At 67.6% G+C, this 25,669-nt stretch carries 10 protein-coding genes and 3 tRNA genes; 8 read left to right on the top strand and 5 right to left on the bottom strand.

Going from position 1 to position 25,669, the window contains the following annotated elements; translation table 11 throughout:
- The first annotated feature begins 1 nt into the window (after position 1).
- Complete coding sequence (gene pyrE, locus ACE37B_RS10585) at positions 2 to 622, top strand: orotate phosphoribosyltransferase (RefSeq protein ID WP_409923292.1); 621 nt, start codon at positions 2 to 4, stop codon at positions 620 to 622.
- A 61-nt stretch (positions 623 to 683) separates the two neighbouring features.
- Here pyrE and ACE37B_RS10580 read toward each other — a convergent pair whose 3' ends face one another.
- The gene (locus tag ACE37B_RS10580) at positions 684 to 2,117 is read right to left on the bottom strand and encodes an FAD-binding oxidoreductase (protein ID WP_409923291.1); all 1,434 of its coding nucleotides are present in this window, start codon (positions 2,115 to 2,117) and stop codon (positions 684 to 686) included.
- Positions 2,118 to 2,331: 214 nt separating this feature from the next.
- On the opposite strand from ACE37B_RS10580, the gene ACE37B_RS10575 reads away from it, so the two are divergent.
- The 5 genes from ACE37B_RS10575 (at position 2,332) to ACE37B_RS10555 (ending at position 18,353) form a co-directional block, all read left to right on the top strand.
- Entirely contained in the window at positions 2,332 to 5,763 is a 3,432-nt protein-coding gene (locus ACE37B_RS10575; protein ID WP_409923290.1) for an efflux RND transporter permease subunit, read from the top strand.
- A gap of 131 nt (positions 5,764 to 5,894) precedes the next feature.
- Positions 5,895 to 6,656 (top strand): aquaporin Z, encoded by a 762-nt coding sequence (gene aqpZ, locus ACE37B_RS10570; RefSeq protein WP_409923289.1) that lies wholly within the window; start codon positions 5,895 to 5,897, stop codon positions 6,654 to 6,656.
- 113 nt (positions 6,657 to 6,769) lie between these two features.
- Positions 6,770 to 7,375, top strand: coding sequence for a nucleoside deaminase (locus ACE37B_RS10565; RefSeq protein ID WP_409923288.1), 606 nt, complete (start codon positions 6,770 to 6,772; stop codon positions 7,373 to 7,375).
- A gap of 95 nt (positions 7,376 to 7,470) precedes the next feature.
- Positions 7,471 to 9,570: a 3-hydroxyacyl-CoA dehydrogenase NAD-binding domain-containing protein gene (locus ACE37B_RS10560; protein ID WP_409923287.1), complete on the top strand. Its 2,100-nt coding sequence runs from the start codon at positions 7,471 to 7,473 to the stop codon at positions 9,568 to 9,570.
- Between the two features lie 122 nt (positions 9,571 to 9,692).
- Positions 9,693 to 18,353, top strand: a complete 8,661-nt coding sequence (locus tag ACE37B_RS10555; protein WP_409923286.1) for an HYR domain-containing protein — start codon at positions 9,693 to 9,695, stop codon at positions 18,351 to 18,353.
- A gap of 16 nt (positions 18,354 to 18,369) precedes the next feature.
- Here the strand turns inward: ACE37B_RS10555 and ACE37B_RS10550 are convergent, their stop codons facing one another.
- Positions 18,370 to 22,083: a tetratricopeptide repeat protein gene (locus ACE37B_RS10550; protein WP_409923285.1), complete on the bottom strand. Its 3,714-nt coding sequence runs from the start codon at positions 22,081 to 22,083 to the stop codon at positions 18,370 to 18,372.
- A 56-nt stretch (positions 22,084 to 22,139) separates the two neighbouring features.
- Here ACE37B_RS10550 and ACE37B_RS10545 point away from each other — a divergent pair, with 56 nt between their 5' ends.
- Positions 22,140 to 24,332 (top strand): cyclic nucleotide-binding domain-containing protein, encoded by a 2,193-nt coding sequence (locus tag ACE37B_RS10545; protein ID WP_409923284.1) that lies wholly within the window; start codon positions 22,140 to 22,142, stop codon positions 24,330 to 24,332.
- A 63-nt stretch (positions 24,333 to 24,395) separates the two neighbouring features.
- On the opposite strand, the gene ACE37B_RS10540 is transcribed toward ACE37B_RS10545, so the two are convergent.
- From ACE37B_RS10540 to ACE37B_RS10530, 3 genes are all read right to left on the bottom strand, one after another.
- Positions 24,396 to 24,468 (bottom strand) — tRNA-Phe (locus ACE37B_RS10540).
- Between the two features lie 89 nt (positions 24,469 to 24,557).
- A tRNA-Asp gene (locus ACE37B_RS10535) sits at positions 24,558 to 24,632 on the bottom strand.
- Positions 24,633 to 24,700: 68 nt separating this feature from the next.
- Positions 24,701 to 24,773, bottom strand: a tRNA-Glu gene (locus tag ACE37B_RS10530).
- Positions 24,774 to 24,957: 184 nt separating this feature from the next.
- Between ACE37B_RS10530 and ACE37B_RS10525 the strand changes: the two genes are divergently transcribed.
- Positions 24,958 to 25,668, top strand: a complete 711-nt coding sequence (locus tag ACE37B_RS10525) for a glycerol-3-phosphate acyltransferase (RefSeq protein ID WP_409923283.1) — start codon at positions 24,958 to 24,960, stop codon at positions 25,666 to 25,668.
- Position 25,669 lies beyond the last annotated feature (1 nt).

Raw genomic sequence — 25,669 nt, 5'->3', positions numbered from 1 at the left:
CATGTCCGACGATGCCGCAGCTGCCACGTCCGAGCCGTCCGAGCCGTCTGCCCGTCCGGAGCTGAGTCCGACGCTCGATCGACTCCGAGTGCACGTGGACGAGCATTCGGTCAAGCTCGGCGAGTTCACGTTGAAGTCGGGCGCGACCAGCTCGTGGTTTCTCGACACGAAACAGACCGCCTGCCGTCCCGATGGGATCCTCCTCGTCGCCGACGCGATCGTCGAGGTCTTCGGTGACGACCTCGACGGGATCGATGCGATCGGTGGCCTCACGATGGGGGCCGACCCGATGGCGTACGGCGTCGCCGCGGTGCTCGCCACTCGGGGCCATCACCTCCGCAGTTTCAGCGTGCGCAAGGAAGCAAAACAGGGCGGCATCGCCGGACGCATCGCGGGCGCACTCCAGCCCGGCGATCGGGTGCTGGTCACCGAAGACACCACCACTCGCGGTACCTCGTTGATCGAGGCCGTCGACGAGATCGCGGCATTCGGTGCCGAGCCGGTGTCGATGAGCGTCATCGTCGACCGAGGTGGGACCTGCGCTGCCATGGCCGCCGAGCGCGGGATCGACTATCGCCCGCTGCTGACCGCGCCCGACCTCGGGTTCGGCTTCGGGACCTGACGCGTCCGTTCCGCTGCCAGTCCGTCGCGGTGCCCGCGGGACCGTGACCAGCGTCGAGTGGTCAGCGTTCGCGCGTCTCGATCACGACGCCGGGGTTCAGTATCGCGTTGGGATCGAGTGCGGTCTTGATCGCTTGCTGGGCCCGGAGGTCATCGGCGGATCGAATCAGGTGGAGATGTGCGGCCTTGGCACGGCCGATGCCGTGCTCTGCAGAGATGGTGCCGCCCAGGCGAGCGACCTCGCCGAGCACTCGCCGAGCGATGCGATCCGGGTCGAGCGCGCCGAGATGGTTCAGGTGGATGTTTCCTTCGGCGAGATGACCGAACGAGATGAGGCGGCATCCGTCGTCGAGCGCAGCCTGCTCGGCTTCCGACAGCAGGTCGTCGAGCGCCGAGAGCGGGACGGCGACATCGAGCTTGAACGTCGGCGTGCCGAGACGCGTCGAGGCCGCGGCGATCGCCTCGGTCATGCGGTCTCGGAACTCGAGCATCGCTTCGCGCTGTCGGGGGTCGGTGGCGATCGCTGTGTCGACGATGCTCGCGTCGGCGAGCGTCGCGACCAACTCGTCGGTCGGGTCGTGGTTCGCCGCGCACTCGACGATGAGGACCGTGCCGGTCGCCGATGGCGGTGCAGCGGGCGACGGGCGGCCGAGGTGGTCGACGACGAGGTCGAGCGCTTCGGGTTGGATCACTTCGACGGCGTCGAGCGGTGCGCCGCGCGTGCGCAACCGACGCAGCAGGTCGAGCGCGTCGCCGATCGACTCGAGCGAGACGAACGCGGTGACCGTGTGCGCGAACCGGGGGACCAGCCGGAGGCGGGCTCGGGTGACGATGCCGAGGGTGCCTTCCGAGCCGACCAGCAGGGACGGCCAGTGCATGCCGGCTGTTTCCTTCGGCAGCCGGCTCAGGGAGCCGACCACCGATCCGTCGGCGAGGACGGCTTCGATTCCCACGACCTGTTGGCGCATCGTCCCGAAGCGGACGACTCTCGAGCCGCCGGCGTTGGTCGCGATCGCTCCGCCGATCGTCGCGCTGTCGCGAGCGGCGAAGTCGAGCGGCGCGTCGAGGCCGGCAGCGCGTGCTGCGGCTTGCCAGCGGGCGAGGGTGACCCCGGCGCCGACGGTGACCTGCATGGCGTCGCGATCCACGGGCCCGATGTCGTCGAACGACCGCATCGACACGATCACCGTCGGGCGCTCGCTGTCCGGCACGCTCTCCTGCCCGGCCGGGGGCACGCTGCCTCCGACGAGGCCGGTGTTGCCCGCTTGCGGGATCACGACGGCACCATGGTCGTTGCACGCTCGCATGACCGCGGCGAGGGCGTCGGTGGTGCGCGGGCGAATCACGGCCATGGACGGGCCGCCGTACCGGCCGGTCCAGTCGGTTTCGTAACCGGAGCGAAGGTCGGCATCGATCAGCACGTCGTCGGCGCCGACCGCGTCGAGCAGCGCCGTCGTCAGCGTTGGGTCGCCGTTCGAGTCCGGTCGTGCGTCCACTCGACGAGCATGCCACGCGGTTTCTCGGCGAGCGTTGCGCGGATGCGTAGGGTGTAGGAGTACACCGGCGAGTGAGTGTGCCAGTGCGCCCGTGAGACGGTGGAGGAGTACAACAGCGAAATGGTGAACCGGTGATCGACGGACACGAACCGGCTCGGACGAACCAGTTCGCTGGACGACAGGGGATGCCGGTACCACCCGGCGTGACGAGGGGATGAGGAACGAGATGGAACAGTTCTGGCGCAGTGCGGGCGTGCAACTCGGCAAGCACTGGAAGATCGTCGTGGCGGTCGTCGTGGTGCTGACGGGCGTGCTGTCGATCGGTGCGACGCGCATCGAGTTCGCCACGGGACAGGACAGTTACCTCAATCCCGATTCCCAGATCGCCATCGACAACGTGTCGTTCCAGGCCGACTTCGGTGGCGAGACCGTGATCTTGCTCTTCACCGCGGAGGAGGGCTCCGAGGCCGACGTCACCGATCTCTTCGTCGGCGACAACCTGGCCGAGCTCGAGCGGATCAGCGGCGAGCTGGAGCAGGTGGAGGAAGTGTTCTCCGTCGTCACGCCATACACGTCGTTGACGTACAGCTCCGTCCTCGTCGGTGGGGCGACCGGCACGCAAGCGCTGACCGGAGCCCTCGGCCGCGACGAGGCCGGTGCCGATGCCCGCAGCGCCGATGTCGGTATCTCCCTCGCCCGTCGTGGTGCGGTCGGCCCGCAGAGCGAGTGGAACGTCGGCAACCCCGCGTGGAACGAGGTCTTGATCTTCGGTAACGACGGCTACACCGTCGACGACTCGAACACGCCGATCGCGCCGCCCGACGACGAGCGCGTCATCCGGCTCTCGCTGCAGGGCACGTTCCCGAACGTCGACGGCATCCCTGTGCACACGACCGCTGTCGGCGGCGTCGTGCTCGACGGCAATGCCACGCTCGAGGAACTCACGCTCGGCACCGAGAAGATCGTCGAGATCCTCGACACGGCGCAGTTCGACGGATTCGATCTCACGGTCACCGGGTCGCCGATCTACCTCGCCGAGATCAACGACTACCTACAGGGTGGCATGTTGACGCTCGGGCTCGCCGCGGTCGCCGTCATGGCAATCGTGCTGTTCTTGATCTTCAAGGTGCGTTGGCGGCTGCTGCCGTTGCTCGCCGTGCTGATCGGTGTCGTCTGGGCGTTTTCGATCCTCGGGCTCATCGGCATCGACCTGTCACTGGTGACCATCTCGGGTCTGCCGATCCTGATCGGTCTCGGTATCGACTTCGCGATCCAGGTCCACAACCGAGTCGAGGAGGAGGTGGTGCTCGACAACGAGAAGCACCCCATCGCCGAGTCGATCGCCAACGTCGCGCCACCGTTGATCGCGGCGACGATCACCGGCGTCCTGGCGTTCCTCGCACTGCGGATCTCGAAGGTGCCGATGATCCGCGACTTCGGCGTGCTGCTGGCCGTCGGCGTCACGGTGCTCGTTGCAATCGGCATCATCGTCCCGGCGGCGATCCTCGGGATCCGGGAGTGGACCGATCGCACCGACGATCGCGGCGAGTCGCGGGTCGAGAAGCTCGTCGTGAAGCTGGGCGGTCTGCCCGCGAAGGCAGGCCTGCCGATCGTCGTACTGGCGACGGTGTTGTTCGTCGGCGGCGTGTTGGTCGAAGGGCGAACCAAGATCGAGTCCGATCCGATCCGGTGGATCGACCAGGGCAGCCAGACCGTCGAAGACATCGAGTTCCTCGAGGAACGCACCGAGTTCTCGACGACCCTCGGGATCCTCGTCACGGCGAACAACGTGCTCGACCAGGAGGTCGTCGACCTCGTGTACGAGTTCACCGTTGCCGCCGAGGCGCGCCCTGAGGTGGTGGCCACCTCGAGTCTCGTCGGAACCCTCGAAAAGATCATCGACATCCCCGGCGCGACGCCGCTCGCTCCCACCACGAACGACATGGTCAACGCTGCCGATGCGGCTCGCGAAGCGACCCCGGCGATCGCCCGGGCGCTCCTCAGAGATGACAACACGGCTGCGCAGATCAACCTCCGTCTCGCTCAGGCGAGCTTGGAACAACGCGCCGAGTTGGTCGGCGAGTTGGCGGCCGACCTCGACGCGCGGATCGCAGCGCTCGAGGTTCCGGCCGACAGCATTCTGCTGACGGATCTGCCGGAGGGCCAGGATGCGATCAAGGCGACACCGGCTGGCCTCGCGACGGTCGGCATCGGCCTGCTCGAGAACCTCTCGGCGAACCGAGCGAACCTGACCTATCTCGCGCTGTGTCTCGCCGGTTTGTTCCTCGTGCTGCGACTCCGCAGCCTGACGCGAGCGCTGCTGGCACTCGTCCCCGTGCTGATGGCGGTCGGAGCGTCGTCGCTGTTCGTGGGTCTGCTCGGGTTCGAACTGAGCCCGCTGACGACGGTGTCGGGTCCGCTCGTGATCGCGACGTGTGCCGAGTTCTCCGTGTTGATCCTCGGTCGCTATCTCGAAGAACGTCATGCAGGGCAATCACCTCGCGAGGCGACCGACAAGGCCGCGTCCCGGACGGGCCGAGCGTTCTTCACGTCGGCGATGACCACCATCGGTGGGTTCGCCGTGCTGATCGGCTCGGCGTTGCCGCTGCTGCGTGACTTCGGCATCATCGTGACGCTCAACGTCGCGATCGCCCTGCTCGCCGCGCTCGTCGCGATGCCGCCGCTGTCGGTGTGGGTCGACGAGAAGGGCTGGCTCGGCACCCAGGAGACGCCGGTCGTCGAGGGCCAGTCGGTGCGGATGGCGGCCACGTTGCCGGGCGGCCAGACCCTCGGCGCGGCCGTCGGTGCCGTAGCGCTCGTCGTGGGTGCGATCGCGGTGTACGCAGCCGCCGACACCTCGACCGGCGAAGCCGACGAAGTCGCGTATGCGGCGGTGCCGCTCCCCACGACCACGACGACCACTACCGAGCCGCCGCCGACCACCATCGCACCCGAGCCCGACCCGGACGCTCCCGACGAGCCGGCGGGGCCGCTGATCGATCCGTCGACGTTCGGCGACGCTCGCCCGACGTCGATCGTCGGCGGCGTGCTGTTCGACTTGTTGACGGGCGAACAGGTCGGCGTCGCACCGAACGTCGCGAACTGCGCGATCGAGACCTTGGCGAGTCGCATCAGCGACGAAGAACTGCTCGACTTGGGAGCGGCCACGGCGGAGCCGGCCGCTGCCGAACCGATCAGCCGAGCGGCGCTCGATTGCGGTATCACGCAGAACCAGGTCGATCGTGCGATCGCGATCCAGCGCGGCGAAGAACCTCCGCCAGTGGTGGAGGAGGAAGACGAGCCGGCTGAGCCCGAGGCGCCGGCCGAGCCCGAAGCCCCGGCCGAGCCAGAGGGTCCGGAAATCGATCCGTCGACGTTCCCCACCGAGGCCCCTGACGGGTTGCTGGAGAGCACCTTGTTCGGGTTGCTGGTCGGCAACGACGTGTTCGCGGGTCAGGGCATCGATCCGCAGGTCGCGAACTGCGGCGTGGCCACAGCGGTGGAGGCGTATGGCGCGAACGAGTTGCTCGCCGATCTGCCGGCTCAGAATCCCGAGGCCATCGCATCGGCCAAGGACTCGTTGGCCAAGTGCGGGATCGACCCGTCGGTCGTCGACGACGCGCTCGTCGAGTTCTTGGGCGGCTGAACGCGACGCGACGGAGTGGGTCGACCCCACTCCGTCGCTCCGCTGGCTGTGACGGATGTCATCTTCCGCTGTGTGGATGGCGTAGCGTTTCGCTCGTGCTCTCGCGCCGGGTGGGAGCCGAGTGAGAGGTGATGGTCATGAACGTCAAGGCGCTGGTTGCCGAACTGATCGGTACGTTCTGGTTGGTGCTCGGAGGTTGCGGTGCCGCCGTACTCGCTGCCGACTTCGGTGTCGGCGGCAACGGCAGCAGCCTCGGGCTCGGGTTCGTCGGGGTGAGCTTGGCGTTCGGCCTCACCGTGCTCACGGGCGCGTACGCCCTGGGGCACATCTCCGGAGGCCACTTCAACCCGGCGGTCACGGTCGGCATGGTCGTCGGTGGACGGTTCAATCCGAAAGACGCCGTGGGGTACGTGATCGCTCAGGTCGTCGGCGGCGTCCTCGGTGCGACCACCATCTTCACCATCGCGTCCGGAGCTGATGGCTACGAGATCGGTGAGGGACCGGGTGCGTTCGCCTCGAACGGCTACGGCGACTTCTCACCCGGCGGCTACGGCCTCGGTGCGGCGTTCCTCGTCGAGGTGGTGTTGACGGCGATGTTCCTGATCGTCATCCTCGGAGCGACGGCCAAGAAGGCGGCGCCGATCATGGGTGGGCTCGCGATCGGCCTCGCCCTCACCTTGATCCACCTCATTTCGATCCCGGTGACCAACACCAGTGTCAACCCGGCTCGCTCGACCTCGCAGGCGATCTTCGCCGGAAGCGATCAGCTCGGACAGCTGTGGCTGTTCTGGGTGGCGCCGATCATCGGTGCCGCGATCGGCGCCGCCATCCACCGCTACGTCCTGGGCGACGACGAAGACGTCGTGATCGGCCACGACCCCGCCACCGCCTGAGCGACAGAGTGGGTCAGACCCACTCTGTCGTCGTCGTGACCATGCCCTCCACGTCCCACGGCCCTGATCGACCGCTCCCTAGCGGGCGCGCCGATCGTCTCGACGATCTCGGGGTGCCGTGGCGCGTGGCGTTCGAGGAAGCGTGGTCGTCGGCCGCGGCCGGGAACTACGGCATCGGAGCGGTGCTGATCGATCCGTCCAGCCAGTCCGTCGTCGCTACCGGCCGCAATCGCGTCACCGACAACGCGCCGCCGGTCGGCCAGGTCGGGGGCAACTTCCTCGCTCACGCCGAGATCAACGCGCTCGCGGCGATGCCGTCGTCCTCGGCTCGTGGTTTCCATCTCTACTCCACGCTGGAGCCGTGTCTGATGTGCTCCGCCACGGCCATCCAACTGAACGTCGAGCACGTGCACTTCGCCGCGAGCGACGAGTTCTTCGGTGACCTCGACGATCTCTGGACGCACCACCAGTACACGAGGACGCGGCGTCCCGGTCGAACGGGTCCGCTCGACGGGATGCTGGCTCGCTTCGCCAGGTTGCTCCCGCTCGCGTTCACGTTGCGCACGTTGCCCGACAGCACCGCCGCTCGCGTCGCGCGAACCCGCGAGCCGGAGCTCGCGTCGCTCGCCGATCGTCTCGCTCCCGGCGGTGATCTCGACGACGTGTGGTTGGCGGCGAGGGTTGACGACGCGATCGACCAACTCGGCCCGCTGCTCTGACCGCCGGGTCGGCAGGTGGTCGGGACAGCGACAGAGTGGGTCTGACCCACTCTGTCGCTTTCGGGCGGTGACGGCGAGGCTGCTTGACTGTGGGAATGACCGCTGTCTCGGAATCCGTCAGTCTCGAACGTGTGCAGGAGGCCGGCGTCGACGTCGCCCTCGTCGTCGTCGACAATCCTCCCGTCAACGCCTTGAGCTGGCATGTTCGCCAGGGGTTGTTCGACGCGATGACCCAGGCGGTCGCCGACGGCGCGCAGGCGATCGTCGTGATCTGCGCCGGTCGTACGTTCATCGCCGGAGCCGACATCTCCGAGTTCGGCGGCGGAGCGCCGCAGGCCGTCGGCTTGCAGGAGGTCCAAGCGGCGATGGAAGACGCTCCGGTTCCGGTGATCGCTGCGATCCACGGCACCGCGCTCGGCGGCGGACTCGAAGTCGCGCTGTGCGCGCACTATCGCGTGGCGGTCGCGTCGGCGAAGCTCGGACTTCCCGAGGTCAACCTCGGCCTGCTCCCGGGTGCTGGTGGAACACAGCGTCTCCCGCGTCTCGTCGGCGTACCGAAGGCGCTGGAGATGATGACGTCAGGTCGCCATGTCAGCAGCGCCGAAGCCCTCGGAGACGGCCTGGTCGACGACGTGGTCGACGGCGATGTCGACGCGTTGCGCGCCGCCGCGGTCAGCTTCGCCGCTCGTGCGGTGACCGAGGCGATGCCGTTGCTGCGGGTGCGTGACCGCGACGACAAGGTCGCCGACGCGAAGGGCGATGAGCAGTTGTTCGCCGACTTCCGTGCGTCGATCGCTCGCAAGACCCGCGGCTTCCTCGCTCCGGAATACAACATCCGCTGCATCGAGGCGGCGGCCAACCTGCCCTTCGACGAGGGGCTCGCTGTCGAAGGCAAGCTGTTCCTCGAGTTGATGACGGGCCCGCAGTCTGCGGCGCAGCGCTACGCGTTCTTCGCCGAGCGCGCCGCCAACAAGATTCCCGACATCCCGAAAGACACCCCTCTCATCGACGTCCAGCGTGTCGGTGTGCTCGGCGCCGGCACGATGGGCGGCGGCATCGCCATGAACTTCGCGAACGTCGGTATCCCCGTCACGATCGTGGAACGTGATCAGGCGTCGCTCGATCGCGGGTTGGCCGTCGTCCGCAAGAACTACGAGCGGTCACGTTCCAACACTGCGGAGATGGTCGAGCAGCGCATGGCGTTGATCACCGGCTCGACCGACAAGGCCGATTTCGCCGACTGCGACATGGTCATCGAGGCCGTGTTCGAGGACATGGAGTTGAAGCAGTCGATCTTCCGTGAACTCGACGAGATCTGCAAGCCGGGAGCGCTACTCGCCTCGAACACGTCCGCGCTCGACATCGACGAGATCGCCGCGGTCACCTCGCGACCCGAGAGCGTGATCGGCATGCACTTCTTCTCGCCGGCCAACGTGATGAAGCTGCTCGAGAACGTCCGAGGCGCGAAGTCGTCCGATTCGGTGGTGGCGACCACGATGGCCATCGGCAAGAAGATCAACAAGGTGTGCGTGATGGTCGGGGTGTGCCCCGGTTTCGTCGGCAACCGGATGTTGTTCATGCGAGGCGCGGAGGCCGAGCGGATGATCCTCGAAGGCGCGACACCGGCCCAGGTCGATTCGGTCCTGTACGAGTTCGGGTTCCCGATGGGGCCGTTCTCGATGAGCGACCTCGCCGGCCTCGACATCGGCTGGAAGGAAGAGTCCTCGTCGTCGTCGACGATCCGCGAGATCCTGTGCGAGAACGGCCGGCGCGGCCAGAAGAACGGCCGCGGCTACTACACCTACGACCCCGACACCCGTGCCGCGACGCCCGACCCCGAAGTGGAGCAACTGATCAAGGACTTCGCGATCGGCAAGGGCATCGAGCAGCGCGAGATCAGCGATCAGGAGATCCTCGAACGCCTGCTGTACCCGATGGTGAACGAGGGCGCGAAGATCCTGGAGGAGAAGATCGCCATCCGGGGCAGCGACATCGACGTCGTGTGGGTCAACGGCTACGGTTGGCCGCTCTACCGGGGCGGCCCGATGCACTGGGCCGACAGCATCGGCCTCGCCGAGATCGTCGACAAGATCACGGGCTACAGCGAGTCGCTCGGCGGCAAGCACTGGGACCTGTCGCCATTGCTCGCACAACTCGCTGCCGACGGCGGGCAACTGCAGACGTACACGAGCTGACGCTGAGCGGAGCGACTGAGTAATCCGAGCGGTCGATTTCGGGCAAATTGAGTAGCTCGTGTGTTGACCTGGCCGTCGCGACGCGGCAAAGCTCCGCCCGGGACGAACAGAAGCGGGCGAACATGAACAACTCGAGGGTCGACGGTGTCGTACGGGGGACCGCGCTCCGGGCGCTGGTTGCGCTCGCCGTCGCGTTCGCCACCATCGTTCCCGGCATCGGCGGCACGAACGCTCCGGCCGCCCAGGCGCTGCAGGTTCCGTTCGAGGGAATCTTCGGTGATCCGGTGTTTAGCGCACGATTCGGCGCGGACGTCGACATCGACGGCAACTGGGCGATCGTCGGGGAACCGAAGGTGGGTTCCTCGAACGGCGCGGTTCACATCTTCGAGTACGTCGAGGCAGATTGGGTGCACCGGCGGACGTTCGACGGGTTCGGAGGCTCACCCAATCGGGTGAACCTCGGCAAATCCGTCGCGGTGCACGGCAACCGGTTCGCGGCATCGTCGTCGTCGACTGGGTCGACTGGCGGAACGGTGATCTGGACGAGATCGGGAACGAGTTTCACCGAGACGGCGATCGTCTCGACCGCTCGTCGTGACATCGAACTCGACGCGAACTTCCTGTACAGCCTGTCGGGCGGCGTGGGTCTCGACGTCTTCCGTGTGACCGATGGGACCCGGCTGCGCACGCTCACGACGGTGCCCCAGACCGCCGACAGCCGCATCTCGATCGGGCGCTCGGGCAACAGGTTCACGATGGCCGTCGGGCATCCTGACGCGAACGGCGGCGCCGGGATCGTCGAGATCTTCCAGCGGATCGGAGACTTCGCCAACGGCTGGGCGACCAGCCCCGCCGATGTCACCTTGACGAATCCCGATGTCGACACCGCCGGTGACACGCGCTTCGGATCGTCGCTCGCCGTGAGCAACGGCGGACAGACGATCGCCGTCGGCCATCCGGGAGAGTCCTCCGGCACCGGAGCGGCCTGGGTCTATCAATTCGACGGCACGGCGTACGTTCCGTTTCCGAAGATCGTGCCCGACACGCGAGTCGCGCAGTCCAGCTTCGGTGCGGCGGTGTCACTTGACGGCACTCGGATCGCGGTCGGAGCACCGGGCCCCGACTTCAACACGTCGATCCCGACCGGCGTGGGGGTCTTCGATCTCGACGGCGTGGCCGGCCAGTATCTCCACGTCGAAGCCGTCTCGCCCGTGATCGCCGATCCTCGGCACCGCTACGGCGCCGCCCTGGCATTCGGGCCGAACGACGGACTCCTGATCGGAGCACCGGGCCTGAATGCGTTCTCCCAACTCCACCGCGGATCGATCCACCACGTGCAGGTCGCCCAGCCGGCCGCCGACAACAAACTGCTGTCGTCCAGTTCGCTGTTCAGCGAGGCGTACGGCACCGCTGTCGCCATGTCGGGAACGACGGCTGCGGTCGGGCAGCCCGACGGAGCCGGTCGCGTCGAAGTGCTCCGCCAGACGCTCGACGGGGCGTGGGTGCTCGATCAGGTGATCGACGATGTTCCGGGTGGGCTCTGGTCCGAGGCCGAGTTCGGCTACGACGTCGCACTCGACGGCAACACGCTGGTGGTGGTCAGTGCGAGCCCCGAGTCGCTGACCAACATCGCGCAGTCGCGCGTCGACGTGTTCGAGCGCCCCGACGACGCATCTCCCTTTGCGCATGTGAGCAACGTGTCGGTCGGTGACCGCTGGCGAGCCGTCGACCTCGATGGATCCACCATCGCCGTCGCCTCGATCGCTCGCCTCGGTGCGACCGCCAAGGTCGAGATCTTCGAGCGAACCGGACCGACGACCTGGGCAGTCACCGCAGATGTCGATCTGTCGACCGAGGCTCGCGAGGAGATCGATGTCGCGATCTCCGGCGACGTCGCAGCGATCGGCTCCAAATTCGAGAACGCCGATCAGGGCGCCGTGTGGCTCCTCGTTCGCGATGGTGGCGCATGGCCGTCGGCGGTCACGACCACGTTGACGTCTCCCGATGGTCCCGTCGTCGGCGACGCCCAGTTCGGCGAATCGGTGGCCGTCGACGGAGCACGGCTCGTGGTCGGGCACGGTGCGCACCAGGGATCGGGCGGCGTCTGGTTCTACGACCAGACCACCGGTCCGGGGGTGTACGGCTCGCCGCAACTCGTCAAGGCGTCCAATGCCGACGTGGCGAACGCGTTCGGATCGAACGTGGACATCGACGGCGACGTGGTCGTCGTGGCGTCGCGCAATGCGGGGAACCGGCCCGGCGCCAACGGGCGTACGGGGTCTGCCCACATCATCACGCGTCGCGAAGGCACCTGGGTCGAGACCCAGTACCTGCAGGCCTCCGACCGCAGCGAAGCCGACGCCTTCTTCGGCAACGGCATCGCGGTGTCGGGCCTCGAGGTGCTCATCGGCGCGCCACGAGACGACAACGAACTCGGTCCCGATGCGGGCGCGGTGTACTGGACTCGAAGTCGGACTGCGCCCGGTGTCGACAATCCCGACCTGGTCGTCAACGTGCTCTCGTCGAGCGCCACACTGGTCGCCGGCGAGACCGGCATCCCGGTCGATCTCCTTCCGGCCGAGGCGATCGAGGGGTTCGGCGGCGCCGACTCCAACGTGGCGAGCACGTCGCTCGAGACCGTCGACGGTGCGTCGACCGAGACGGCTCCGAACGAGGTGCTCGAACGCACCACGATGTCTCGCCTGGGGATCGACCCCGGGACCGACGGCGTGGGTCGGGAGTTGCTCGAATCGATCCTGCTGTCCGACATCGTGATCGAAGGCGGATGGGAATCGGTGCTCCTCGGTTCCGCGTTCGAAGGGTTACCACTGCAGAACGTGACGTTCGCGCAGGTCCTCGATGCCGGTCTGATCGACGATCAGCCGCTCGGCACGCTCGATCTCTCGGCGACGCCGATCGGGTCGATCCCGATCGGTTCGATCGCGCTGTCGTCGACGTCACTCGACGACCTGCCGCTTCCGAACGGACAGACCTGGTGCGATCTCCTCGGCAACATCAGCCCGACCTACAACTGCGCGTCCACCCCGCCGGCCGACCCGGCAGAGGACTCCCTCGTCGACCTCGCCATCCAGGGCACGCCGATCGGGTCGATTCCGATCGGCAGTATTCCGATCGGGTCGATTCCGATCGGGTCGATTCCGATCGGCAGTATTCCGATCGGGTCGATCGACATCGCCGGCACGCCGATCGGGTCGATTCCGATCGGCTCGATCACGATCGGTCAGATCGCACTCGGCGACCTGACCGCAGGGCCGGGCATCGCCGCCTCGCCGATCGGCAGCATCCCGATCGGTTCGATCGACCTCCAGGCCGCACCGATCGGTTCGATTCCGATTGCGTCGATTCCGATCGGGTCGATTCCGATCGCGAGCGTCGATGGCGTCCGCGTCGACGTTGCCGGCGTGTCGATCGCGTCCACCCCGATCGGCTCGATCGATCTGGCAGCGTCACCGATCGGTTCGATTCCGATCGGGAGCATTCCGATCGGCAGCATTCCGATCGGGTCGATTCCCATCGGTTCGATTCCGATCGGCAGTATTCCGATCGGCAGCATTCCGATCGGGTCGATTCCCATCGGGTCGATTCCGATCGGGTCGATCGACCTCGCCGTCTCACCGATCGGGAGCATTCCGATCGGTTCGATTCCGGTCGCCGAGCTCGACGCCGTCGTCGATTGCGGCCGGATCGACTGCGGTGCCGAATTCGATCTCGACGACGCCGCACGAGCGGGAGCGTTGCGGGGTGCCGCGACGCTGGCCGTGTTCGAAGGCGCCAACACCGGCGTTCGCCTCGCCGACCTGGTCGGCATCGACGGCTTGGACGCCGATGCGATCCGTGCCCAGGTCGCCACACTCGCAGGTGGTCCGGCCGGCACGCTGGCAGGCTTCCTCACCGCCGACGACCTGACGCTGCGCGACCTTCCCGCCGGACGGACCGAGGTCGGCGGGACCGCGCTCGGCACCCTCGGCGACGCGCTGACCGGGGTGACCCTCGGCGATCTCCTGGCCGGTCTCGGTGCCGCAGAGGGCGAGTTGCGCGACAACCTCATCCGCAACGGCTACGTACGGCTGCGTGACCTCGACCGCCACGACGGCATGGTCCTCGCGGGTCTTCCCGACAGCAGTCCCGACTTCGCTGCCCAATCGATCGAGCAGCTGCTCCCGGCGCTCGACGGTCAGCGGCTCGGCGATCTGCTCGCCTTGCACCCGACCTTGGGTTCCGGCGACGTCGACTGGAACGGGGCGACCCTCGCCCAGGTGTCGGACTGGCACGAGGTCGTGATCGGTGAGCTCGACGCCTACGGTGCGACCACGCTCGCCCAACTGCTCGAAGCCATCACCGGTCCGACCGATCTCACCTTCGCCGACGTGTTGCTGAGCCTGGTGGGGACGAACGGCCACGACTGGAGCGATGTCGAACTCGATGCGCTCGCACTCGAGGCGACCTCGGCCCCGCAGACGTTCACCAGCACCTTCCAGGTGATCGGTGGGCTCGGCTTCGACCGCACCGTCGTCATCCGTTCGACCTTGCCGAACGACGCCGAGTACGCGCCAGGGTCGACCGAGATCCGCGCGACCGACGGCAACGCCTTGCCGGACGGAGCGGGCGAACCGGTCGTGAACGACAACCGACTCGAGTGGATTCTCTCGGGAGTCCGCTCCGACGTGCGCTACGAGATCGACGTCGACGTGATTCCTGCGGTCTCACTGGGGACGAGCACGATCACGACCGACGGTTCGATCGTCGGCACCGAGGTCGCTGCATCGGGGGTGATCTCGGTGGGGATCGACGACGCCTTCGAGCCGAACGACGCCCCCGGCGACTCCGGGATCGTCTCGGTGACGGCGAACACCATCTACGCCAGCCACATCTCGACCGCACTCGACGTCGACCTGTTCGCCGTCGACCTGCCCGCGGGGAGTCGCCTGTCGGTTGCCTTGAGCGATCTCCCCGCCGACTACGACCTCGTCGTGTACGGCCCGCCGGCGGTGGAATTGGCGACGCCACTGCGCTCGATCGACCCGTCGGAACTTCCCGAGATCACGCTCGATCCGGCCCGGAACGACAACGGATCCGTCGTGCAGCGCGACGTTCCGTTGCTCGATCTTCCGGTCGTCGCAGTGTCGGCGGGACGCAACCTCGACAACGAGCGGGTGACGGTCCGCTCGGCTCGTACCGCGGGTACCTACTACATCCAGGTGAGCGGATTCGCCGGAGCGACGAGCCCCGACCCGTACGCGCTCTTCGTCGGCACCAACGCTGCGCCCGCAGCCCAGCCGTGCCGTCCGCAGTCGTACCAATCGATCGCCGACCGCGGGACGCTCCCGTCCGCGGCGCAGATGGCCGGTGTCGACACCTTGATCCTCGTCAACGAAGAGCGACTCGTCGGCAAGTACGGCCCCGACGCGGCCATTGCCCTCGATGCCGTCGACGACCTCGTCGCCTACACCAACGTCACCAACCCGTCGCTCGGTACGACGGCGGTGGTCGTGCCCGTCGAGGGCGACGACGCGGTACGTGCTGCCTACGACGCGCTCGATGCAGCCGCTTGCGAACCGAGCAACGCGAATCGGGTCGTCGCGGCGATCAACGACTTGGTCGACGAGCTTCGTGCTGCCGACCCGACGACCGATATCGAACAGATCATGATCGTCGGTGACGACGACATCGTGCCGATGGCCCGCATCGCCGACGACACGACCATCGCCAACGAGCGGTCGTACGCGAACACGTTCCTCGACGCCGAATCCAACAGCCTCGACGGCGCGTTGCGCACCGGTCACTTCCTGACCGACGACCCCTATGGCGACACCGATCCGATCCGATCCGGTGACCGAATCCTGTACGTGACCGACGTGGGTCTCGGCCGTCTCGTCGAGCGCCCCGAGGAGATCGCCGGTCAGATCGCCACGTTCATCGGTTTCGACGGCCAACTCGATCCGTCGACCGCATTGATCACCGGGTACGACTTCCTCACCGACGGTGCCGACGAACTCGTCGACAGCGTCGCAGCGCTCCCCGACACCGAGTCGGTCGCCGAACTGATCAACGAGACCTGGACCGCCGACGACCTGTCGGACGCGTTGTTCCCGAGCGGCGATGCGTCTCCGAACATCTCGTCGGTCAATGCGCACTTCGACCACTATCGGGCGTTGCCGGCCGACCAGAACGCAACCGGGTCGGAGACCGATCTGTTCACGACCGCCGATGTCGACGCAGCCGCCCTCGCGGGGCGTCTCGAGGCAAGAGCGCTGTTCTCGATGGGATGCCACAGCGGCTTGTCGGTACCCGACGAACTGTTCCCCGGCATCACCGACGGAATCGCGCTCGACTGGGCGCAAGCGTTCGCCCGGCAAGGCGCCGTGTGGGTCGGCAACACCGGATTCGGGTACGGCGAGACCGAGGGCGTCGAGCTGACCGAACGACTGATGGTGCTCTACGCCGATCGGCTCGATGGGTCGGTCAAGGTGGGCGATGCGCTGTTCTACGCGAAGCAGGAGTATCTCGGCACGCAGCAGGCGACCTACGGAGCGTTCGACGAGAAGGTGCTCCAACAAGCGACCTTCTACGGCATTCCCTTCTACCAACTCGCCGTCGACGCGACGCCGGCCCCTGCACCGATTCCTCCCAGTCCGTCGACCTCGCCCGGGCCCGGGACCGACCTCGACGTCGGGGCGACGGCGGTCGCAGCCGACTTCGCTCCGGTCGCGGTGGACGGTGGCACGGTGTTCGCCGCGTCGCTGCCGCTCGGCGACACTGGCGTGATCGGCACGCAGAGCACCCCGTTCTCGCCGATCCTGCCCACGGTCAGCTACGACGTGAGTAGCGTCGACGCGAGTGGACTCGAGCCCTCGCGGATCGCTCAGGGCGCGGTCATCTCGCAGCTGGTCACCTCCGACATCGTGGGGGTGGATCCCGATCTGGCTCGCCCGATCGTCGCCGACTCCGATGTCGAGGCCGAACCGAACGTGGGCAACATCGCCACCGAGCCCGCGGTGTACGTGTCGTCGTACCGGACTCCGGAGGGGCCGCGTCAATCGGTGACCGCGGTGCTCGGTACGTTCAGGAGCACCGACGCCGACGGCACGGGCACGCAGCGGCTGTTCGACGAGATCGAGATCGAGACCTTCTATCGGGATCCGAGCGACGATGCCGATCAGTCGCCACCGACGTTCCGCACGGTCCGGTCCACCACCAAGTCGACGCCGGCGGGTGATGTTCTCGTCATCGACGCGTCGGTGACGGACGATGTGGCCGACAACGTGGTGCGGGTGTTCGCGCTCGTGTCCGTCGATGCCGGAACGTCGAGCCCCTGGACGCGGGTCGAGATGATCCGCGGGAACGGCGACACCTGGAGCGGCTCGACGCTCGTCGAGCCTGGCGAGGTCGAGCTCATCATCCAGGCGGTCGACGGCAACGGCAACACGTCACTCACCACCAACAAGGCGCGCGGGTACTCCGCGACCACTGCGCCGGCGCCGGTGGGTGTCATCGAGGTCTCGTCGACCCAGCCGCTCGGAGGTCTGCTCGACTCGTCCGTCACGTTGACAGCGACCGCGCTCGGGCGAGCGGTCGACGTTCAGATCGACGGAGGGCCCATCATCGTCGGGAGTGCATCGACCGAGGTCGTCCTCGATCCTGCCGTACTCGGCGATGGCGGTCACACGGTCACGTTCACGACCGAGTCGGGTGCTCGCCGCACCGAGACGGTCGTGTTCGACACGACGCCTCCGGTCGTCGAGATCTTCAGCCCGGCCGATGCCTCGACGGTGGACGTCGGCGTCGCGATCATCATCGACTTCCGCTGTTCCGACGCGGCGACCGGCATCACCTCCTGCTCGGCCACCCTCGACGGGGAGCCGGTCGTCGACGGTGACGTCGTGATGCCGGCGGCCGGTCCGCATTCGCTCGTCGTCATCGGGATCGACGCAATCGGCGTGAGCGCCACGGCCACCTCGCAGTTCCTCGTGACCGCCCCCGATCCGGACCCCGATCCGGACCCGGACCCCGATCCGGACCCCGACCCCGATCCGGACCCCGACCCGGATCCTGATACGACGCCGCCGACGATCGTGGTGCCATCGGGGGGTTCGGTACAGGTGACGACGGACCCCGGACGGCCCGACGCGCTCGTGACCTACACGGTCACGGCGACCGACGACGGGCTCATCGGGAGAGCGCCGTCGGCCTCCGACGTCTGGCCACCCACCGTCGCTCGACTCGCCGAACTCGCCGGCGGCATCTCCGTTCGTTGCGCTCCTGCATCAGGCACCCGCTTCTCGATCGGACGGACCGAGGTCAGCTGCGCCGCCGAGGACGAAGCCGGCAACGTCGGCCGGGCGTCATTCGAGGTGGTGGTCCGCGACGACGAGGCCCCCGTCTTCGACCGAGCCGACGATGTGGTTGCGGTGATCGCCTCCGGGTCCGATGGCTCGGTCGACTACGCCCGGCCGTCAGCGACCGACAACTCCGGTGTCGTGTCCGTCGCGTGCACCCCGGGCCCGGGCAGTGTGTTCGCCGTGGGGCCGAACACGATCACCTGCACCGCAACGGACGAATCCGGCAACTCGTCCGACACCGAGTTCGTGCTGACGGTTCGGCGAGCTGGTGTCGACGCTGCGCTTCCCTCGACGGGCAACGGTGGCCTTCCGCTGCGATACGCGTGGGTGCTCGTGTTGGCGGGACTGGCGTTCGTGGCGGTCTCCCGACACCGAGGGCGCCTGAAGGTCGCGCACTCCGACACCCCACCGCGGGTGGAGTAGCCCGGTTCGCGTGCGGTCAGCCGAAGGTACCGATGGCCTCGAGTTCGTCGGTGCAGGTGCGCACCTCACCGTTGAGGTGCTCGCGACGCGCCGAAGCGAGTGCGCGTTCGAGGGCATGCCTCGCTCCGTCGACGTCGCCAGCGCCACGTCGAAGCCGAGCCAGCAGGCGTCGAGTGGGTGCTTCGATGATCGCCCCTCCCCCCAGCCGTTCGCCGTCGCGGAGCAGGTCGAGCACCGAGCGTTCCGACAGCCGTTCCGGTGGTTCGTTCTGGAGCAGACGGAGGCGGGTTTCGAGCGCGAATCCGACCGAGCCGATGCGCTCGAAGCCGGCCAACGCGGCGGTCAGCAGCCGGCGGGCGCTGTCATGGTCGCCGCGGCGGGTGGCGAGCCGGCCGAGATTCGATTCGGCGACGTGGACCGCCATCTCGTAGCCCGCCGCAGCCGCGCGTCGCAGTGCCTCGTCGAACAGGGCCTCGGCCTCGTCGAGGAGGCCCTGATCGGACCGGAGTTCCCCGAGGTTGTTCACCGACGTCACGGCGCCGATCAGGTCGCCTGAGGCGGTACGCAGCGCAGCGGCTCGTTCATACAGTTCGGCCGCGTGGTCGAGGTCGTCTTCGTAGTAGGCGGAGATGCCGAGATTGTTGTAGAGGTTGGCTTCGAGCACCGGATCGTCGGCTGCTGTGGCGAGCTCGGAACCGAGAGCTCCGTACCGGTCGCGGCGACTGCGATCACCGAGGTACTGAGCGGCGAGTTGCACGATGTAGCACGCTCGAAGTCGGATCTTCGGTGGCGCGTCGCCGTCGTCGGCGGCGGCGGTGGCCGCGGCGACGCTCTCTTCGTAGCGCGCCTGGCGGAATCGGATTCCGGCGATCGCGACGTCCAACTCGACCGATTCGGTGCGGTCTCCTCGTTCGTCGGCGACAGACTGGCCGCGCACGTACCACCGCAGCGCTTGTGCATAGCGGCCCTCGCGCTCGTGGAGAATGCCGCGTCGGCGGAACAGACCGAGTCGTCCTGGATCGTCGGCGGGGAGCGCTCGGCGGGCGCGTTCGTACGCAGCAGCCGCGACGTCGTAGCGACCCGCTGTCTCGGCGACGTCGCCGAGACGGATCGCCACGTCGGCGCGTTGACGTGCGGTCACCGATCGAGCGTGCCGAGCCGACTCCAACGCTCGGGAGTAGGCCCCGATCGCATCATGCGGTGACGACGCCCGCACGGCACGGTTCCCCGCGACGACCGAACACGTCCACGCCGCATCGTGGCGTCCGGCGTTCGCCCAGTGCACCGACAGCGTGGCGGCGAGCGCGTCGAGGTCGTCGTGGTCGGCCGCCGCTGCTTCGAGGTGCTCCCCGACCAGAGCATGGAGTCTGCGGCGTTCGCGGAAGGGAAGCCCTCCGTACGCGACGTCGCGGTGGACGGATCGCTCGAAGACCCAACGCTCACCGTCGATCGACCGCACCAGATCGCCGAGGTCATCGCGGAGCGTGGCGGCGATCGTTGCCCCGTCGATCGCAAGCACGGCATCGAGGGTGTCGATGTCGAACTCCGAACCGATGACCGCAGCGATCCGGAGCAGTCGTCGAGCTGCCGGCGCGAGCGCGTCGATACGAACCGCGACCAGTCGCTCGATGGAGTCGGGCAACGCGCCGAGATCGGCGGTTGCCATGGCTCGGACCAGCTCGGTTGCGAGCAATGGGTTGCCGGCTGCCCGGTCGGCGATGAGGTCGAGTTCTTCGTCGGAGAGCGCACGTCCATCCATCGACGTTGCGAGCTGCTTGATGCTGGCGTCGTCGAGTGGCGCCAGGTCGATGCGACGAACGCGATGCTCGGCGGATGGCGCGATCCTGGTCGTCATGAGCACCCGCGGTCCGGCACCCGTGGTGTTCGCCGCGACGCCGGCGAGCAGCGCTGCCGACGACTCGTCGAGCCAGTGGGCGTCGTCGACCACGAGCAGACTCGTCGACGTGGGGTCGATGGCGCCGAGCACTGCGACCACCGCCGCGACGGTGGCGTCTCGACGGAACCGCGGCTCGATCGCCGTGGTGGTCGCAGTGTCGGAGACCTCCAGGCCGAGGGCCTGAGCGATCAACGGGAGCACGCCGACCAGCTCCGGCGCGTGTGTGGCGACGACGGTCTGGAGATCCGACTCGAGGTCGGTCGACGAGTCGAGCCCGACGAGGTGGCGCACTGCCGGCGCCAGGTCGGCGTACGGAGCGGCGCCGTTGTCGTGGGCAGTGATCCTGGCGGTGCGGTGGCCCACGCTCGCTCGATCTCTCGAGCGCGAGGCGTGACCGGCGAGTGCACCGAGCACGGCGTCGACGAGCGCGGTCTTGCCGAGGCCCGCTTCGCCCACGAATTCGACGCAGGCACCGGCCAGTTCCAGTTCGCTCACGGCCGCGTCGACCTCGTCGTCACGACCGATGAGCCCCGAGGTCTGGTCGGGTCGAGGCGTTGCGACCGCCGCGATGTCGGCTGGCGCGCTCGACACCGCCCGAATTCGGTGGGCGGTGATGGGCGTGTTCTTGCCCTTGACGACGAACGGCTCGATCGCGTCCGTGACGAATGGAACGCGCGTGCCGCTGACGACATCGTCCACGGCGACCACGTCTCGATCCTCGGCGACGGTCAGCATGCGGGCAGCCGTGCTCATGCAGTCGCCGATCATCGAATAGGTACGACGCTGCGGGTGCCCGATGAAGCCTGCGAAGACGCGCCCGGTCTGGACACCGATGCGGAGACGCAGTGAGGTCGCGAACTCGACGATGCGCAATGCCGAGCGCAGCAGCGCATCGTTCGTGTTGCCGCGTGTGAGGGGCGCTCCGGCGCTCAGAACGAACTTGAAGCCGTCGGTCGAGATGTCGGTCTCGAGCGGTGCGACTCCGAGGCCGTCGCAGATCTCGGCGACCGCGTCGATCACGTCACCGATCCGTCGGGCAGCGACGGCGGGGTCTCGGTCGAGCGCCTCGTTGACGCCGCTCACCTCGAGAAAGCCGACGGTCGCGAAGCGATGTTCGCCGCCGAGATCGGCGAACGCGTCCAACTGCTCGACGACCGGGCCGGGGACGAACGGTTCGAGCGGGAAGCCAACGCTCGACGGTCGAGCGGTCGCCGTCTCCGGCAACGTCAGTTCGGGGTCGATGACGAATCCCCCGTGATGGGCGCCGACGACTGCTGCAGGCGGGAACTGTTCGGCGATCGCCGAGTCGACGAGGGTTTCGCCGGTCGCAGCAGCCGACTCGAGTCGAATGACGCGGTCGGCGCAGCGTCCGACGACGAGAAGCTCGCGGCGCTCGGACCCCGCCAACACCACGTCGAATGAGCCCGTCGTGGCGCCGACCGTCATCGTCAGGCGCGCGCGTCGAGCGACCGGCGACTCCCGCAGCGCTCGTTGCATCGCCACGCCGGCCGCAGCGCATCTGCGACGGTGATCGCCGCCCGTGAAGAGGATCAGGAGAGCATCTCCGCCGAACTTGAGGACGTCGCCGCCCTGTGCAGTTGCCGCGTCGATCAGGCCGGTGAAGCACGACGACATGATCGTCAGCAGCTTCTCCGAACCGGCCCTGCCCTGTGCCGAGTGGCGCTCGGACATCGCCGTGAACCCCGAGATGTCGGCGGAGAGCATCGAACCGTCGACCCTTCGATGCGTCGAGCCTGGCGACGCAGCGAGCTGGAGTGTGAGAGTGGGGACCAACGCGGCGAGCAACTCGTCTCGAATCCGGCCCGCTTGCACGGCAGCATTCTCGCATGACGGCCGAGCGCAGCGGTCCGAGCGGCTAGACATGTCGGGTGGTCAGCGGCGGATCGATCGAATTGGAGCCGCCGCGCAGCAGTGCAGCAAGTGCGTCGGACCTGCTCGGCGTGGCCGCACTGCTGCTGTACTCGGTCACTGCGTCGGCGTCGTTCGCTGCCTTGGTGTTCGCCGGATCGGCGGCCGACGGGCTCGCCCGGGGCGCCTCGACGTTCCTCCTGGCCTCCGGGGCCATCACGGTGGTGCTCGGATGGCGGACGCGGTTTCGATTGACGTTCGGTGTGGTGCAAGACACCGCAGCGATCGTGCTCGTGCCAGCGGTTGCAGCGATCGTGGCGAGCGGCTCCGACGACCCGGTTCGCGACGTGTTCGTGGTGCTCACGATCTCGACCGGCCTCACCGGCGCTGTCCTCTGGGGGATCGGACGGGCTGGGCTCGCCGGTGCGGTTCGCTTCATGCCCACCACCGTCGTCGCCGGGTTCCTCGCCGGGACCGGGTGGTTGCTGTTGAAGGGCGGCGTCGACGTCATGACGAGTCGGTCGTGGACGTTGGGCGACGCCGACGAGCTGCTGCGCTTCGACGTCGCCAGGTTCTGGATTCCCGGGGTCGTGCTCGGCCTCGTCGTGGCGCTGGTGCCGTTGGCACACCGGATCCCCCCGCTCATCTCGAGTGCCGCGACGGTGATCGCGACGCTCGCGTTCTTCGGAATCGTCGCTTCGGCATCGAGCTTCGACGCGGTCGAGGCCGACGGCTGGCTGCTCGGACCCTTCCCCTCGGGTGAGTCGGTAGCGTTCATCGGGCGGGAGTTCGCAGACGCCGACTGGTCGGCGGTGGCGAGCACGTCCGGTCAGATCGGCGTCGTCGTCATTCTCTCGCTGCTCGGCGTGCTGCTCAACATCGCCGGCATCCAGTCGCTGTTGCGGCAACGGATCGATCTCGACGCCGAGTTGCAGACGGTCGGCATCGCGAACCTGATCGTTGCTCCCGTCGGAGGCCTGGTGGGTTATCACGGCGTCGGCGACTCGGCGCTGGCAGATCGCCTCGGTGTGACCAGGCGGTGGGCGCCGCTCGCCGTGGGTGGGGGCACCGCGATCGTCGCGCTGGTCGGCAGCGAACTCATCGGGTACCTGCCGCGCTTCTCCGCGGGCGGGTTGCTCGTCGGAGCGGGGCTCGGCCTCATCATCGACTGGGTGCGCCAGCTCCGGTCGACCGCTGCGTGGTCTGATCGGGCCGTGAGTGTGCTGATCCTCGCGGTGATCTGTTTCGTCGGGATTCTCGAGGGCATCGTGGTCGGCCTCGTTGCTGCGTGCGTCTTCTTCGTCATCCGGTACTCGCGGATCGATGCCGTTCGCCTGATGTCGACCGGGGCCGAGCGTCACAGCGTCGTCGAACGCTCGATGGAAGACCAGGAGCGCCTCGCCGAACTCGCCGATCGTCTCGCTGTGTATGAGCTGCACGGCTCGCTGTTCTTCGGTTCGGTGAGCGGTGTCGCCTCGCGGATCCGTGAATCTCTTGCTCAGAAGGAGCCGCCGCTCGAGGTGGTGGTGGTCGACTTCACTCGTGTCGCCGACATCGACTCGTCGGCATTCGCCGTGCTGGAAGAACTCACCGACGACGTCGCGGCGTCGGGCTCGATGCTGATCTGGTCGGGCCTCGACGATCGTGCGGCAGCAGTGCTCGGCCGAGCCGACTCGTCGTTCGCAGCGTCGCACGCCCTCGACCTCGATGGGGCGCTCGAGCGAGCAGAGGATCACCTGCTCGGGCTCTCGCCGAGCACCGCGGGTGATGAGGCGGACGAGCAAGCGCCGACCGGTGAATCCGGTGACACCGATGAGATCTATTCGCCCGCGTTGCTCGCATGGTTCGAGACGAGGCAGCTCGAGGCTGGCAGCGTGCTCGTCGCGGCGGGGGACGAGAGCAACGAACTGATCGTCGTCGTGTCGGGCACGGTTCTCGTGTCGCTCGTCGATCGCTCCGGCCGCACCGTTCGATTGCGGACGCTGCGACCGGGAGCGATCGTCGGAGAGATGGGTTTCCTCACGGGGGAACGGCGCACGGCCACGGTCACCGCACAGACCGATCTCGAGGTGCTCGTGCTCGTCGACGAGGTGCACGATCGGCTTCGGGCCGAGGCCCCCGACCTCGTCATCGAGTTGTACGACCGAGTCCTTCGCGCCACGGCGAATCGCGCCGCGGCGATCAACAAGAGTTTCTCGCAAGCATCGAGTTGACCACTACACGGCGAACGCCCTGGCGGATCTCAGGATCCACCAGGGCGTTCGAGGTGTTCGTCGTGGTCTCGACCGGCGTCGATCCGGTGACCTCTCACTTTTCAGGCGAGCGCTCTGCCAACTGAGCTACGAGACCAAACCGGAGCCTGCGCTCCGTATGCCGGAGGTTTCGCTCCAGATGTAACAAAAGCCACTCGCCAATTGCTTGGTGAGTGGCCCCTGTAGCGGTCCCGACGGGATTTGAACCCGCGACCTCCGGCTTGACAGGCCGGCGTGAACTCCTGACTTCACCACGGGACCAGTTGGTGTTCCCGGCAGATGTCAACCTGCCATGTGTATGTCTGTATGTGTAGTGCGTTGCCGCACCGCACCCCCAACGGGATTCGAACCCGTGCCGCCACCTTGAAAGGGTGGTGTCCTAGGCCACTAGACGATGGGGGCCTATTCGAGGCGTGGACCTCTTCTCGTTGAGAGCGAGATGAATCTAACAGCAGCGTTTCGACGTTCCACGCGCGAATGCCGCGCGACCGTGGATTCCGGAGTGCCGCGACACTGTGGGGCCGTTCTCCGAATGTTGTCGGGGCGAGGCGATCAGCGCGACGGATCGCGGCTCTATGGTGGGCCGATGCCGCGATCTCTGCGTAGCTCATCCGGCCGATCACGGCGCGGTTCGTTCCGGCGACTCCCCCGGGTGGGTCGCTTCGTCGTCGGCACTCGCTCGGGGCGTCTGGCCTCCGCAGTCGGGATCGGGTATCTGCTCGGGACGATCACGACCGCCGACGTGGTGACGCGAGCGATGGGCAACGGCGTCGACCTGCGTACGTCGGGCAGCGGCAACCCCGGGTCGGCCAACGCGATGAAGGTGCTCGGGCCCAAAGCCGGGCTCATGGTGATGGCCGGTGACATCTCGAAGGGGGTCGCCGCGTGCGGCGCAGGCGCAGCGCTCGCTGGTCCGGCCGGAGCCCATCTCGCCGGGACCGCCTCGGTCGCCGGGCACTGCTATCCGGTCTGGAACGGGTTCAACGGCGGCAAGGGTGTCGCGACCAGCGTCGGTCAGTGCCTCGCGACGTTCCCGGTGTATTTCCCGATCGACGTCGCCGTCGCCACCGCCACGGCCGCCATCCCGGCATGGAAGCAACGGTCGTTCGCCGCGACGATGGTGTCGAGCGCGTGCTGGGTCGGTGGTGGGCTGTTGTGGTGGGCGAAGGGGTGGCGCAACGGGTGGGGCCCGAAGCCGTCGGCGTTGTTGCCGATCAGCGCACTCGCCTCGAGCGCGATCATCGCCCGACGTTTCGTCGCCGCCGGCAACCCGGCCGACCGCGTCGAAGGACGCTGAA

Source organism: Ilumatobacter sp. (assembly GCF_046290335.1).
Taxonomy (GTDB): Bacteria; Actinomycetota; Acidimicrobiia; order Acidimicrobiales; family Ilumatobacteraceae; genus Ilumatobacter_A.
Note: the sequence above shows the minus strand (reverse complement) of the source record. Positions and strands in the feature narration are given on the sequence as shown.